Origin of the sequence: Halorussus gelatinilyticus, from assembly GCF_023238445.1 — an archaeon.
In the GTDB taxonomy this organism is placed as follows: domain Archaea; phylum Halobacteriota; class Halobacteria; order Halobacteriales; family Haladaptataceae; genus Halorussus; species Halorussus gelatinilyticus.
Genome location: NZ_CP096658.1, coordinates 2395842 through 2408584, shown reverse-complemented (window position 1 = coordinate 2408584; position 12743 = coordinate 2395842). Strand labels below are relative to the sequence as shown.

The window sequence follows — 12743 nt, the reverse complement described above, 5'->3', positions numbered from 1 at the left end:
CCTATTTCTGGGTCGTCGTGGTACCCTCGACATGAACGTCGCAATCACCGGTGCCGCTGGCAGGGTCGGCCGCGAGGCGCTACTGGCGCTGTGCGGCCACGACGTGACGCCCATCACCCACCGAGACCACGACGAGTTGGAAGGGCCGACCCTCGACGTGACCGACCGCGAGGCCTTCGCCGAGGCGCTGGCGGGGCAGGACGCGCTGGTCCACCTCGCGGGGAACCCCTCTCCAGACGCCGACTGGGAGAGCGTCTTCGGACCCAACGTCGGCGGAACCTACAACGCCTACGAGGCCGCCCGCGAGAACGACCTCGACAGGGTGGTCTTCGCGTCCTCGAATCACGCGGTCCAGATGCACAACGCCGCCGACCCCGCGGAGCCGGAGTCGCTGCGCGAAGACGCCCGGACAGTCCGCCCCGACGACCCCACGCGCCCGGACTCCTACTACGGCGTCAGCAAGGTCGCCGCCGAATCTCTCGGGGACTTCTACGCCGACCGCCACGGTCTCGAAGTCGTGAACCTCCGCATCGGCTGGCTGATGGACGAGGACGAACTGCGCGAGACGCAGACGGGCGACGAGAGTGAGGAGGCGAAGCGGTTCGCTCGCGCGATGTGGCTGAGTCCCGGCGACTGCCGGGAAGTGGTCGAGCGCGCGGTGGACGCCGACCTCCCGGAGTCGCCCGTCGTCGCACACGCCGTCTCGCGGAACGACGACCGCTACCTCTCGCTGACCGAGACGATGCGGAAGCTGGACTACCGGCCGCGAGACGACTCCGCGGAGGCAGTAGAAGCCTGAACTCGGAAATCGAACGGAAAAACTACGAGACGGCGATGTCGTCGGCGCGCTTGATGACGTCGATGGCCTCGGCGTCCACGGACTCGGTGTCGAGCCAGTGGGGCACGTAGTTGCGCTTCTCGAAGTCCTCGCGCTCGTCCTCCGAGCCGATGACGCACCACAGTTGGGGTTCGTCCGGGCCGTGCCAGTCGCCCTGCCGACTGATGGCGAAGCAGACGACTTCGTCACCGTCGTAGTCGATGATGGCATTCTTCCGGATGCCGGGATTCCCGTGGATGATGAGTCGCTTCATGCCCGGCGATTCGGAAGGAGCGCGTTTAAGCGCTTCGGGAACGGTCTCGGACGCGCACTCGCTCACCCGTAGGAGGCGGCGTTCTCCATGTGCGAGACGATCTCGGCGGCGCAGTTCTTCATGTACGTCGAGTGGTTGTTACCGACCTGCGAGGTGGCGTCGAACTCGGTGTAGTTCGGCGCGGGCGTGTTGCCGTCCTCGTAGCCCGTCTCGCCGAGGGCTTGGTCGAACTCGATGCTGTTGTAAATCCACTGGAGCGTGTCGTCCTCGTGGCTGTGGTAGTTGAACGCGCCCGTGACCACGTCGCGGATGGCGTTGTAGGTGTCGGTGGTCTCCTGCGTAGGTGCTTCGTTGTCCTGCGCCGCTCCGAGAAGGTGCGTCGAGTGGACCTTGTAGCCGTTGTCGGTGAACCACGACCCGTTCAGCGAGCGGAGCGAACTCAGCAGGACTTGAGCGCCGAGCGAGTGGCTGGAGAGTCGGACCGTCGAGTTCGGGCACTGGTACTTGTAGTCCACGAGGAACTGCGCGAGTTTGACGCCGTTCTTCTGCGCGACGGTTTGGGCCTCGCCCCAGCCGTAGTCCGCGCCGCCGCCGACGTCGTTGTCCCACGTGTAGCCGACGACCTGTCCGCCGTATCCAGACGCCGTGAGTTCGTCGCGGGCGTGCTTGATCTTGTCGCGGGCGGCCTGTTCCGCGTCGGATTCGCTGCTCTTCTTGTCCCAGCCGTGGATGAACACGGTCAGGTCGCCGACGCATCCGGTATCGACGCCGGGGACGAGACCGTTCGTGTCGTAGCTGTACTTGGTCTCGCCCGAGACGAGCGTCGTGCCGCTGTAGTGGTCGCGCGTCGATATCAGCGGGACGTCGTAGGCCGCCGCGGACCCCGACGACCCGACGAGGGCGGCGACTCCGGTGGTGGCTACCGCGCTACGCTTGAGGAAGCTGCGCCGATTCATCGACATCGAATTTACCGAGGAGATGGATTTACTTAGTTATTTCTTTTATATAAAGAAATCCGGGAACGAACACCTGCGGAGAGAAATGTATGAGGACCTATGTTTCACCGGAAGAAGTCGTCGATGGCCTCGGACACCGAGTCGTCGCGGTCGCGGACGCGCCGGTCGTAACAGGTCTCGCAGACCAGTCCCCGCTCGCCGACCGGCGAGCGGTCCTCGCCGTGGGACTCGTGACCGAAGTAGTAGCCGCAGTCGTCGCAGACGAGGAGGTCGTCGGCCGGGCAGAGCCAGCCTCGAAGCGAACAGAACGCCGCATCGTCGGCCAGCAGGTCGTCGGGCGCGAGTTCGTCGGGCCAGTCGGGGTCCCGGACAAGTCGGTCCTCGTGAGTCTCGTTGACGTGGGTCGCACCTTTTTCGCGGGCGTCCTGTCGGGCGGTTTCGCAGTCCTCGCCGGTCCCACGGACGCGACGGCCGCAGTGGACGCACTCGAAGCGATGCTGGACCGTCATGCGGACTCGGCGGACTCGGGTCGGTCCGCGTCCAACGTGGCCCCGTCGGCGAGTTTATAGACCGTCGCCGCGGCCTTCGAGACCCAGCACCCGCGCCGGTCCTGCCGGACGTAGTAGGCCCGCTCGGTCTCGCGTTCGGGCACGAGTTCGGCGACGATCACACGGTCGCTCCCGGCGACCGATTCGAGGACGGTCTCTTCGGCCAGCACCAGCGGGAGTCCGAACGCGACTTCTCGCGGTCCAGTCGGGAGCGCGGCCGCGAGCGCGTCCGCGTCGTGCCGGTCCACGGCCGGGTCGGCCAGCAGGTCGGCGTATCGCTCGATCCGAACTCGCTCGGCGGTGAGCGGGCCGTCCTCGGCGTTCGGTTCCGACCCGCCGTCGGTGGCGACGGCGTCCGGAGTCGGCGAAGTCTCGCCGACTCCAAAACCGGTTTCGGGCGCGGCGTGCGCGTCTCGCTCCGCGAAGACGCCCGGAACGTCGGCGGCCGCGACGAGTTCGGGGCGAGCGTCCCCGAGCAGGTCCAGCACGCGCTCGTCCCCGCAGGTCTCGACCCGTTTCCGGTCGCGGTGGCGGTCGAACTCGGCGCACTCCCAGTCGGGACCGGCGTACCGGACGAACCGCTCGCCGGCGGCGTCGGTCCACCGGAGACAGACCGCGCCGTCAGTCCGTCTGGCCGCGGTCAGGAAGTCCCGCGGCCGGGGACTCGCGGCCCGGTCCGTCAGGTGGTAGTTACGCACGCGCTGGACCGGCGCGCTCGCCGGGACCGACGCCAGCAGTTTCGCGACCCCGGTCATCGCGACCCACCCCGAACGCGCGTCGTCGCTCGCGTCGGTGCCGTCGCTCGCGTCGCTTCCCCCCGACCGTCCATTCCGTATCGTCCGAACCGATTCGAGTGAGAGCCTAGCATCGTGTCCTCCGGCGACCGTCGCGGCGGACTCGTCGTCACACCACCACGCACCCGCTGTACGACGGTCGTTACCCAATAGTTCGCACGGATCGGACTTAAAATCGCGCCACGCGCGGCGAAAGTAAAACTCCGGACGAGAACGACCCGACGTCGGTCGAGCGGAGAGCGCGCCCCGCGGGTGGGCCGGGACGGAACGCCCGCCCTCGGGTTCGACCGTGAACCAAACGGGTTTTAAGCCCCGTGGCCCTACACCACGGCAAGGTAGATATCTATGCAGATGCCACGACGCTTCAATACGTACTGCCCGCATTGCAAGGCTCACGAAGAACACGAGGTCCAGAAGGTCCGAACCGGTCGCTCGACCGGCATGAAGTGGGACCAGCGTAAGCAGCGCGAAGGCTCGAAGGGTATCGGGAACCGCGGTCGGTTCTCCAAAGTGCCCGGTGGCGACAAGCCCACGAAGAAGACCGACCTGAAGTACCTCTGCAGCGAGTGCGGCAAGGCCCACCTCCGCGAGGGATGGCGCGCCGGCCGACTCGAACTGGAGGACTAACCCATGGCAGGAAACTTCTACAAGGTGCAGTGCCCCGACTGCGACAACGAACAGGTCGTCTTCGGCAAGGCCGCGACCGAGGTCGCCTGCGCCGTCTGCGGCGCGACCCTCGCCCGGCCGACCGGCGGCGACGCCGAGTTCGAAGGCGAAGTGATCGAGACCGTGGAGCGTCGCTCCGCGAGTAGTCGGACCGAGTCCGACGAGACAGTGGAAGCTCAATGAAGTACAGCGGCTGGCCCGACACCGGCGAACTCGTCGTCGGCAAGATAGACGAAATCGAGGACTTCGGCGTCTTCGTAGACCTCTCGGAGTACGAGGACAAGCGGGGTCTCATCCACGTCAGCGAAGTCGCGTCCGGATGGATAAAGAACATCCGCGACCACGTCAACGAGGGCCAGACGGTCGTCTGCAAAGTGCTGGACGTGGACACGGGCGCACAGCAGATCGACCTCTCGCTCAAAGACGTCAACGACCACCAGCGCTCCGAGAAGATTCAGGAGTGGAAGAACGAGCAGAAGGCCGACAACTGGATGGAGTTGGCCTTCGGCGAAGACGTGGACGACGACAAGTACGCCCACGTCGCCAACGAACTCCTCGCGGAGTTCGGCGGTCTCTACGGCGGCTTCGAGCAGGCCGCGATTCACGGTCCCGAGGCGCTCTCGGACACCGACCTCACCGACGAGGAGGTCACCCAAATCGTGGACACCGCCCGCGAGAACGTCTCGGTCCCCTACGTCACGGTCACGGGGTACGTGGACCTCGAGAGCGCGTCGAGCGGCGGCGTGGACGACATCAAAGAGGCGCTACAGGCCGCCGAAGGGAACGGCGACATCCCCGACGAGATCGACCTCGAAGTCACCTACGTCGGCGCGCCCGAGTACCGCATCCGGGTGCAAGCACCCAACTACAAGACCGCCGAGGACCAGCTCAAAGAGAGCGCGGCCCGCGCGGAGAAGGCCATCGAGTCGGTCGGCGGTACCGGGTCGTTCCACCGTGACCGACAGACCGAAGAAGAGCAGTAGCCGGGATGAAATCCGACATCTTCGTCTGCTCGGCGTGGCGCGACGAACACCCGCGACCGGTGTACACCCTTTCTACGACGTGTCCGGAGTGCGGAGCCGAGGCCGTCAACAGCGCGCCCGCACCGTTCAACCCCGAGGACCCCCACGGCGAGTACCGACGGGCACTTAAGGAGCGCGCCCGCGAGTAAAACCACATGGACGAACTCGACATCGAGGTTGTCGCCGACCCAGACCTACAGGACCCGGTTTTGGTCGAGGGCCTGCCGGGCGTCGGCCACGTCGGAAAACTGGCGGCCGAACACCTCCTCGAAGAGAAGGAAAGCGAGTTGGTGCGACGGATATACTCCGAACACTTCCCGCCCCAGGTCAGCGTCGAAGACGACGGGACGACGGGGCTCGCCTGCGCGAAGATTCACGCGGTCGAACTCGACGAGCGTGACCTGCTGGTGCTGACCGGCAAACACCAAGCCAGCGACAACACCGGCCACTACCGACTGACCGACGCGTTCCTCGACGTGGCCGAGGAGTTCGGCGTCGAGACGGTCTACGCGCTCGGCGGCGTCCCCACCGGCGAACTCATGGACGAGTACGACGTGCTGGGCGCGGCCACCGACGCGGAGTTCGTCGAGGAGTTGGAAGACGTGGACGTCGAGTTCCGCGAGGACGAACCTGCAGGCGGCATCGTCGGCACGAGCGGACTCCTCCTCGGACTCGGCGAACGCCGCGGCTTCCGGGCGGCGTGTCTGATGGGTGAGACCAGCGGCTACCTCGTGGACCCCAAGAGCGCCCGCGCGGTCCTCGAAGTCCTCGAAGCGGTGCTGGAGTTCGAGGTCAACTTCGACTCGCTCGAAGAACGCGCCGACGACATGGAGGACGTGGCGAACAAGATTCAGGAGATGGAGAACCAGCAGTCCGGGATGGCGACCGACGAGAATCTGCGGTACATCGGCTGAACGGCCTCTTTTCTTCCTTCGAGATCGCGTTCAGGAGTCGAACAGCCGGTGGTCGCGCTCCGAGTAGGCGTGATACGACGCCGAGAGCGCGAACAGGGCGAGGAAGTACCACGACCAGAACGCGATACCGAACGACGAGACGAAAAGAAGGTCGAACCGGACCGCCGAGAGCGTGACCAGACCCAGTAGACTTACTCCGAGATAGTAGGTCGCCCACGAGATGTCGTCCTCGGCGACGACCTCCATGTACACCTCGACCTGTTCGGCCCGGTCGCGGAGTTCGAGTTGCTGGTCGCGCTGGTCGTACTCGACGATACCGAGGTCGTCGAGTTTCGGCAGGTGAGTCTGGTGGAGTGACACGTAGACGCTCTTGCGCACGTCTCGGGGCGGCGGCGACTCACCGGTCTCGGCGGCGGCGATGTGTTCCGCGAGCGCATCGACCGATATCGGCCCGTCGGACTCTCGCAACCGCTGTATCGCACGTCTACGTCGGTCGTTCCGGAGGACGTTGTGAATCTCGCCGGGGTCGAGTCTGTCCTCGCGATCGGGAGTCTGGTCCTGTACTGTCATTTGTCCGAGTACCGGTACCGACCTGACATACCGTTCGGTCAATCTAAGTGGACGGACATTAATGTTGGCATCGTTTCGTACCGAAATGGCGTAGAGCGGCCGGCGGGAGATTCTTTATCGTACGGCCCTTACGCCTTCTCGTGTTGCCAGAATGGCTGGCCGTCGGTCTCTGGCTGTCGGTCGGGGTCGGCGTCCTCATCGGCGCAATCTTCGTCGCAGGGGCGCGCCTCTACCCGAACCGGCCCTCGAACGCGACCTACACCACGGGCGAGGGCCGACGCCGCGTCGAAATCCGCCAGTACCTCTCGGCCATCGGCGAGGAGTTCGCCGAGGACCACTTCGTGGAGGGCCAGCACGTCGCGTTCTACCTGCCGAAACGCGACGTCGCCATCACCTTCGACGCGCAGGCGTACTTCCGCATCGAGCGGTCGCCGACCTACGCGGTCCTCGTGGAACACGAGATGCCCGGCATGCATCTGGGCGACCGCCTGCCGTTCGAGACGCCGGACATCACCGGCGACGAGGACGACGAGCGCGTGGACCCCACCGAGGCAGCCTTCGCCATTCTGGGCGTTCCTCACGGCGCGTCGCTCGCCGAGGTCAAACGCGCCTACCGGCGGAAGGTCAAGGAAGTTCACCCGGACCACGGCGGCGACCGCGAGGAGTTCCAGCAGGTCCGGGAGGCGTACACCGCGGCGAAGAATCGGGTGAGTTAGGTCGGAGCGCAGCGCGACGGGCCAGTCAGGAACTGAGTTCCGAGACTTCGTAGGCGATGTTACCGTCCCGTAGCGCGTCGGTGACTCGTCCCACGATGTCGGCGGTGGCGACCACCACCGCGTCGAGACCCCGGCCCGCGGCCTCGGCCGCAACCTCGCCGGCGGCGAAGGTCGTCGCGGGGTCGCAGTCGGCGCGCCGGAGCGCCACCACGGCCTCGACGCCCGTCGCGGCCACGAGGTCTGCCGACTCGCAGGCCCCCGCGAGCGTCCGGGCGTCGGTGGCCGACGCGCCGCCCGACCGGACCGGCGGCACCTGATACACCGTGACCGTGCCGGGTTCGAAGTCGATGATGCCCTCGAAACCGGTCACGCCAACGTCCCCGTCGGCCTCGGCGTCGGTGGTGGCGACGCCCGTCGCGGGACCCTCCTCGCCGGGCGTCGCGTGGAGCAAGCCGTCGCGCAGCGAGAGCGTGACGGCCTCGCCCTCCGAGACGTCGTCGGTGGCGATGGCGGCCTCCTCTTGGACGCTCCCCAGCACGTCGTCGGTGACGTGGTCGGCGTACCGGCGAACGTCCGTGGCCTCCTGCAGCAACCAATCGACGCCCTCCTTGGTGACGGTGTAGCGCGAGCGACCCTCCTTCTCGACCAGTTCCTCCTCGACCAGCGCCCGGATGTACTCGCTGACGGCCTGACTCGTCACGCCGACCGCCTCTGCAATCTCGCCCTGACTCACCGCGGGTTGGCGCTCGGCGATCTCGGCGAGGATGCGGAACCGCGTCGCGGCGCGCTTGTTCTCCAAAACGTCGGCCATACCTACCGGTTTCACCACGACGAACATAAATCCCCGGCGGTCGGCCGTTCGAGCGGTCGGGTCGGTGACGAGGCCCGTTCGAGGTCGCTCGACCGCGGTTCGGGACGCTTTTCGTTCGCCGGCCCGGATCCGTCGCCGTGAACCGGCCGACCGTCGTCTTCGACACCAACGTCCTCGTCGGGGAACTCGCCTTCCCCGACGAGCCGTTAGCCTGCGTCGCGCTCGCGGAGTCGGGCGACGTCGAAGTCGCCGTCTCGCCCGCTCTCCTCCGGGAGTTCGCGGCAGTCCTCGCCTACGACCACCTGCCGCTCCCGTCCGGACGCCGCGCCGAGACCGTCGAGCGCGTCCTCGACGTCGCCCGCGTGGTCGAACCCGCGGTCGAAATCGACGCCGCGGCGGACCCCGACGACGACGTCCTCGAATGCGCGGTCGCGGCCTGCGCCGACTGCGTGGTCTCGGACGACTCCCACCTCCGGGACTGCGACGGCGTCGCGGGCGTCGCCGTCCGCACTCGCGAGGCGTTTCTCGGCCGCTTCGGCGACCCGCCGTGACCGGCCGCCCGACGAAGAGCGCTCGGTGACACGGACCCCGGACGAACGCTACCAACCGCAACCCGGAAGACGGGCCGGACCCAACACCGCGCCGATGGACGCGCAGTTCCGCGACCGGGCGGTCTACCTCCCCAACGAGGACGCGCTCGTCGTCGCCGACCTCCACGTCGGCCGCGATGCCGCCTCTGCGGTCGAACTCCCGCTGGGCGAGCGCGCCGACCTAACCGACCGACTGGCCGGCCTGCTGGCCGCCTTCTCGCCCGCGACGGTCGTCGTCGCGGGCGACCTCCTCCACGCGTTCGACCGAATTCCAGAGGGCGTCGCCGAGACGGTGGTCGCGCTCCGCGAGACCGTCGCGGACGCGGGCGCGGAGTTGGTCGTCGTTCGGGGCAATCACGACTCGATGCTCGACTCGCTCCGCGGCGACGAGTCCGACGCCGCTCTCGACTCGGAGTCGGTCTCGACCCCCGACGAGTACCGCGTCGGCGACGCGCTGGTCGTCCACGGCCACGCCGCGCCCGACGAGTCGGCGGCCCGCTACGTCGTCGGCCACGACCACCCGGCCATCGAAATCGAGGGCACGCGCCACCCCTGTCTGCTCTACGGGCCGGGAGCCTATCGGGGCGGCGACGTGCTGATGGTGCCCGCGTTCAACCGCCTCGCGCCCGGCGCGACGGTCAACGGGATGTCGGCGCGGGACTTCCAGTCGCCGCTCGTGACCGACGCCGACGCGTTGCGACCGGTCGTGTGGGACTCGGACGGCGACGAGGTGTTGTCGTTTCCGCCGCTGGGCGAGTTCCGACGGATGCTTTGAGGACGCGAGTGAGTTACCGGCGATTCCTACGACGGGACGGACAGTTTCTGTGTAAGGAAGCTAGCTATTGCCGACTCGAAGGAGTCTACCGCAATCGCACACACAGTACCACGCCGAAGTAGAACGTTCATCAGGGGTCGCCGCCGCGGTTCTCGACGTTCACGAGTCCAAGTCGAAGTCCTCGGCCACCGCCTTCGCGGCCGTCCGACCGCTCGTCATCGCGGCGTTCAGCGACGACGCCTCGGTGAACTCGCCCGCGAGGTAGACCGGCCCGTCAGGGGCGTCCACGTCGGGCAGGCGGCGGTGGACCCCCGGCGGTTGGGCGAACTGCGCGAACTCGACGCGACTCGTGTGGAGCGTTTCGAGGTCGAGCCGTCGCTCGGGGTACCACGAGTCGAGCGTCCGGGCTGTCTGCGCCGCGAGGTCCTCGTCCGGGTCGTCGGGGACGCCGAGGAACGTCGCGCTCAGGAGGTTGCGGTCCTCGGGCGCGTACTCGGGCGCGACAGAGGAGAGTTGCGCGATTTGGTTCGGCGCGTCCGACTCGGCGTTGAGAAGCAGTCGCTCGCCCGCGTCGAGTTCCGGGCCGTCGAAGGCGTAGTACTGCGTGACGCAACCCTTCGCGTCGGTCGGAATCGACTCGACACCGGTCAGTTCGCGGGCCTCCTTCGGGTCGGTGGCGACCACCGCGGCGTCGGCGCTGGTCGAGTCCCGGCCGAGTTCGAGTTCCGGGCCGCGGTCGTCCGCGCGCAGGTCGGTCACGGTCTCGTCGGTCACCACCTCGACGCCCGCCTCGCGCGCCGACTCCGCCAGTCGCTCGGTAATCGCCGCCATCCCGCGGGCGGGGACCGCGATGCGACCGACCGTCAGCATCTTGAAGGTGAACTCGAAGACCTTCTTCGACGTTTTCAGACTCCTGTCGAGCGTGATACCGCCGTAGAACGGCGCGGCGAAGTTGTCCACGAACCGCTCGGAGAACCCCCGCTCGCGCAGGTACTCGCGGGTCGAACTGTCGCTGCCGGCGAATATCTCGCGGTCGGGCTTGTCGGCGAGTTCCCGGCGGAGTTCGAGGACGTTCAGTTTGTCGCGCAGGGTCACCTCGCGGTTGAGCGCGGTCTCCAGCGCGGCGTCCACGTCCCGAAACGGGTCCGCGAGCGTCGAGCGCTCGCCGGGCCGGGCGACCACCGCGCCGGGCTTGAAGTAGCGCAGGTCGAGCGAGTCGAGGTCCAACTCCCGCCGGACCGCAGGGTAGGCGGTGAACAGCACCTGGAACCCCCGGTCGAAGACGAATCCGTCGCGGCGCAGGCTCCGCACTCGCCCGCCCAAATCGTGGTGGCGCTCGTAGAGTCGCACGTCCGCGCCGGCGTCCGCCAAGTGACGCGCCGCGACCAGTCCGGCCAGTCCCCCGCCAGCGACGACGACTTCGGTCATACCGGACAGTTCGGGCGCGCGCCACAAATTTTTGCTGTTCGGCGGCAACCGGAAATCGCCGACAACACCTAAGGACCGACTCGTCGTAGCCCGGACCGTGACACGAGAAGTCAAACTCAGCCACGTCGAGTCGGTCCTCGACGAACTCTCGTATCCGGCCACGCGGGAGACGGCCGCCACCGAGTTCGAGGACGTGACGGTGCTGTTCGCCGACGGGGAGCGCAACTTGGGGGAACTGATTTCGGAGGTCCCGGCCGACGAGTTCGACTCGAACGACGAACTCCAGTCGGAGATAAACAACGCCCTGCCTCGGGAGGCGGTGGGCGAACCGTACCAGTCGGAGGGCGAGGGATAGCGGAATCGGCGGGCGAACGGCATGCGAGCGAAAACGGCGGACAAGCGAAAGCAGCGGCCGAACGCAGACGGCGGCCGGTCACGGGGTAGCGCAAAACACGTCGCTTAACTTGCCGGGTCGGTTACGGCGTGACAACAATGGAGTTCTGTGACGAGTGCGGTTCGATGATGAAGGCGGAAGACGAGCTTTGGGTCTGCGGAAGCTGCGGCCACAAGACGCCGAAGGACCCCGACGCGAGCTACGTCGTGACCGAAGACCAGGAGGCCAGCGAGATTATCGAGACCAACCAAGGCGACGAGGAGAGCGCGCTCCCGACCACCGAAGCCCACTGCCCGGAGTGTGGCAACGACCGCGCTCGCTGGTACATGCAACAGATTCGCGCGGCCGACGAGAGCGAGACGCGCTTCTTCATCTGTACCGAGTGCGAACACAAGTGGCGCGAGGACGACAACTGAAATCCCCTTTTTGCCGCACTCCGTCGCCCCCCGAGCCCGCGGCTCGGGGCTCGCTCACTCCCCTCGGTCGGTCGCTCGCGGGAGAATCGCTGGGGGAGAACTGCTACGAGAGAGCTAGCTGGTGCGAGCGAATTACAGGTGAGAGAGTAGCTTGTTCCCGAGTCTAACTCGCTACCACACGGTTCGTCGGGGATTCGAGGAGGCTACTCCACGGCCTGCCGGACTCGGCCCTTTCCCTCCTTGAGGACGTACTTCAGCACGTCGTCGCCCTCCGGGAGCGAGTAGAGGTCTCCGAGTTCGCCGGGGGACTCGGGTTCGACGCCCGACGCGACGTTTCGAACGCCCGCGACCAGCACGTCGTCCGAGACCGCGAACAGGCGCTCGCGGACCTCCGACCACGTTCGGGCGTCCGCGAGGTCCACGGGTTCGTAGGCCACGATTTCCCCGCCGTCCAGCGTCTCGGTGAGTCGCTGGAGGGTCACGCCGGCGGTATCCTCGTCGTTGAGGAACTCCCAGAAACCACAGGGCATCCCGCGGTACTCCCGGAGGTCGCCGTGGTGGAAACTCAGGACGCCGCGTTCGGGCGCGTCCAGCACGTCGCCCTTCAGGATGCCGAACCCGAAGCGAATCGCCACGTCGGTCTCGCCGACGCGTTCGACCGCGCGGTCGGGCAGGACGTTGCCGAAGTCGGGGGCCGGTTCCGGTTCGACCGCCAGCGTCTCCGGGTCGCCGATTCCCTCGATAGTTGCGACGTCGCGCGGCCGCCGGTAGCCCGGCCGGTCGCCGAGTTTGACCGTCGCGCCGATCGGCGTCCAGAGCGGATACTCCCGGACGCGGTCGAGATAGTGACTCAGACCGTTCGCCTCGCCGCCGGTCGATTCGGTAGACCGGACGACGAGCGAGACCTCGGCGTCGGTCCGGGCGAGCATCGACTCGATTGCGCTGGCCTGCCACGCCGGAACGTCGGTTCCGCGAACGAGAAGTGCGACTGATAGCGTCTCGGACATGGACGTTGACAGTCTACGAAAAGGGCCATCCGCGGCTTTGTTATG

General features: G+C 67.1%; 19 protein-coding genes. 11 read left to right on the top strand and 8 right to left on the bottom strand.

Annotated elements, in window-relative coordinates:
• Positions 1-31: 31 nt before the first annotated feature.
• Positions 32-799, top strand: a complete 768-nt coding sequence (locus tag M0R88_RS12415; RefSeq protein ID WP_248653820.1) for an NAD-dependent epimerase/dehydratase family protein — start codon at positions 32-34, stop codon at positions 797-799.
• Positions 800-821: 22 nt separating this feature from the next.
• On the opposite strand, the gene M0R88_RS12410 is transcribed toward M0R88_RS12415, so the two are convergent.
• From M0R88_RS12410 to M0R88_RS12395, 4 genes are all read right to left on the bottom strand, one after another.
• Complete coding sequence (locus M0R88_RS12410) at positions 822-1091, bottom strand: HAH_0734 family protein (RefSeq protein ID WP_248653819.1); 270 nt, start codon at positions 1089-1091, stop codon at positions 822-824.
• A 62-nt stretch (positions 1092-1153) separates the two neighbouring features.
• Positions 1154-2053: a twin-arginine translocation signal domain-containing protein gene (locus M0R88_RS12405; RefSeq protein WP_368409346.1), complete on the bottom strand. Its 900-nt coding sequence runs from the start codon at positions 2051-2053 to the stop codon at positions 1154-1156.
• Positions 2054-2151: 98 nt separating this feature from the next.
• On the bottom strand, positions 2152-2556 hold the full coding sequence (locus tag M0R88_RS12400) for a hypothetical protein (RefSeq protein ID WP_248653817.1): 405 nt from the start codon (positions 2554-2556) through the stop codon (positions 2152-2154).
• Positions 2553-3350: a hypothetical protein gene (locus M0R88_RS12395; protein WP_248653816.1), complete on the bottom strand. Its 798-nt coding sequence runs from the start codon at positions 3348-3350 to the stop codon at positions 2553-2555. Before M0R88_RS12395 ends, M0R88_RS12400 begins: the two co-directional genes overlap by 4 nt.
• Before the next feature lie 384 nt (positions 3351-3734).
• On the opposite strand from M0R88_RS12395, the gene M0R88_RS12390 reads away from it, so the two are divergent.
• From M0R88_RS12390 to M0R88_RS12370, 5 genes are read left to right on the top strand one after another with little or no spacing between them, the layout of a single operon-like run.
• The gene (locus M0R88_RS12390) at positions 3735-4016 is read left to right on the top strand and encodes a 50S ribosomal protein L44e (RefSeq protein ID WP_128477830.1); all 282 of its coding nucleotides are present in this window, start codon (positions 3735-3737) and stop codon (positions 4014-4016) included.
• A gap of 3 nt (positions 4017-4019) precedes the next feature.
• A complete protein-coding gene (locus M0R88_RS12385; protein ID WP_248653815.1) occupies positions 4020-4238 on the top strand; it encodes a 30S ribosomal protein S27e in 219 nt (72 codons plus the stop codon).
• A complete protein-coding gene (locus tag M0R88_RS12380; RefSeq protein WP_248653814.1) occupies positions 4235-5038 on the top strand; it encodes a translation initiation factor IF-2 subunit alpha in 804 nt (267 codons plus the stop codon). The genes M0R88_RS12385 and M0R88_RS12380 overlap by 4 nt, the downstream gene beginning before the upstream one ends.
• Before the next feature lie 5 nt (positions 5039-5043).
• Positions 5044-5226, top strand: coding sequence for an RNA-protein complex protein Nop10 (locus M0R88_RS12375; RefSeq protein WP_248653813.1), 183 nt, complete (start codon positions 5044-5046; stop codon positions 5224-5226).
• A 6-nt stretch (positions 5227-5232) separates the two neighbouring features.
• Positions 5233-5991 (top strand): proteasome assembly chaperone family protein, encoded by a 759-nt coding sequence (locus M0R88_RS12370; protein WP_248653812.1) that lies wholly within the window; start codon positions 5233-5235, stop codon positions 5989-5991.
• 30 nt (positions 5992-6021) lie between these two features.
• Here M0R88_RS12370 and M0R88_RS12365 read toward each other — a convergent pair whose 3' ends face one another.
• A complete protein-coding gene (locus M0R88_RS12365; protein ID WP_248653811.1) occupies positions 6022-6561 on the bottom strand; it encodes a DUF7344 domain-containing protein in 540 nt (179 codons plus the stop codon).
• A gap of 143 nt (positions 6562-6704) precedes the next feature.
• Here M0R88_RS12365 and M0R88_RS12360 point away from each other — a divergent pair, with 143 nt between their 5' ends.
• Positions 6705-7277: a J domain-containing protein gene (locus M0R88_RS12360; RefSeq protein WP_248653810.1), complete on the top strand. Its 573-nt coding sequence runs from the start codon at positions 6705-6707 to the stop codon at positions 7275-7277.
• 25 nt (positions 7278-7302) lie between these two features.
• Here M0R88_RS12360 and M0R88_RS12355 read toward each other — a convergent pair whose 3' ends face one another.
• The gene (locus tag M0R88_RS12355) at positions 7303-8088 is read right to left on the bottom strand and encodes a DUF7839 domain-containing protein (protein WP_248653809.1); all 786 of its coding nucleotides are present in this window, start codon (positions 8086-8088) and stop codon (positions 7303-7305) included.
• A gap of 137 nt (positions 8089-8225) precedes the next feature.
• Between M0R88_RS12355 and M0R88_RS12350 the strand changes: the two genes are divergently transcribed.
• Positions 8226-8639: a putative toxin-antitoxin system toxin component, PIN family gene (locus M0R88_RS12350; protein WP_248653808.1), complete on the top strand. Its 414-nt coding sequence runs from the start codon at positions 8226-8228 to the stop codon at positions 8637-8639.
• Positions 8640-8733: 94 nt separating this feature from the next.
• Positions 8734-9453 carry a metallophosphoesterase gene (locus M0R88_RS12345; RefSeq protein WP_248656704.1) on the top strand — a complete coding sequence of 240 codons (720 nt, stop codon included), beginning with the start codon at positions 8734-8736 and terminating at the stop codon, positions 9451-9453.
• 159 nt (positions 9454-9612) lie between these two features.
• On the opposite strand, the gene M0R88_RS12340 is transcribed toward M0R88_RS12345, so the two are convergent.
• Positions 9613-10881, bottom strand: coding sequence for an NAD(P)/FAD-dependent oxidoreductase (locus tag M0R88_RS12340; protein WP_248653807.1), 1269 nt, complete (start codon positions 10879-10881; stop codon positions 9613-9615).
• 97 nt (positions 10882-10978) lie between these two features.
• Between M0R88_RS12340 and M0R88_RS12335 the strand changes: the two genes are divergently transcribed.
• Both M0R88_RS12335 and M0R88_RS12330 read left to right on the top strand, forming a co-directional pair.
• Entirely contained in the window at positions 10979-11236 is a 258-nt protein-coding gene (locus M0R88_RS12335; RefSeq protein WP_248653806.1) for a DUF5789 family protein, read from the top strand.
• 137 nt (positions 11237-11373) lie between these two features.
• Entirely contained in the window at positions 11374-11691 is a 318-nt protein-coding gene (locus M0R88_RS12330) for a transcription factor S (protein ID WP_248653805.1), read from the top strand.
• 203 nt (positions 11692-11894) lie between these two features.
• On the opposite strand, the gene M0R88_RS12325 is transcribed toward M0R88_RS12330, so the two are convergent.
• Entirely contained in the window at positions 11895-12698 is an 804-nt protein-coding gene (locus tag M0R88_RS12325) for a formyltransferase family protein (protein ID WP_248653804.1), read from the bottom strand.
• Between the last annotated feature and the right edge of the window lie 45 nt (positions 12699-12743).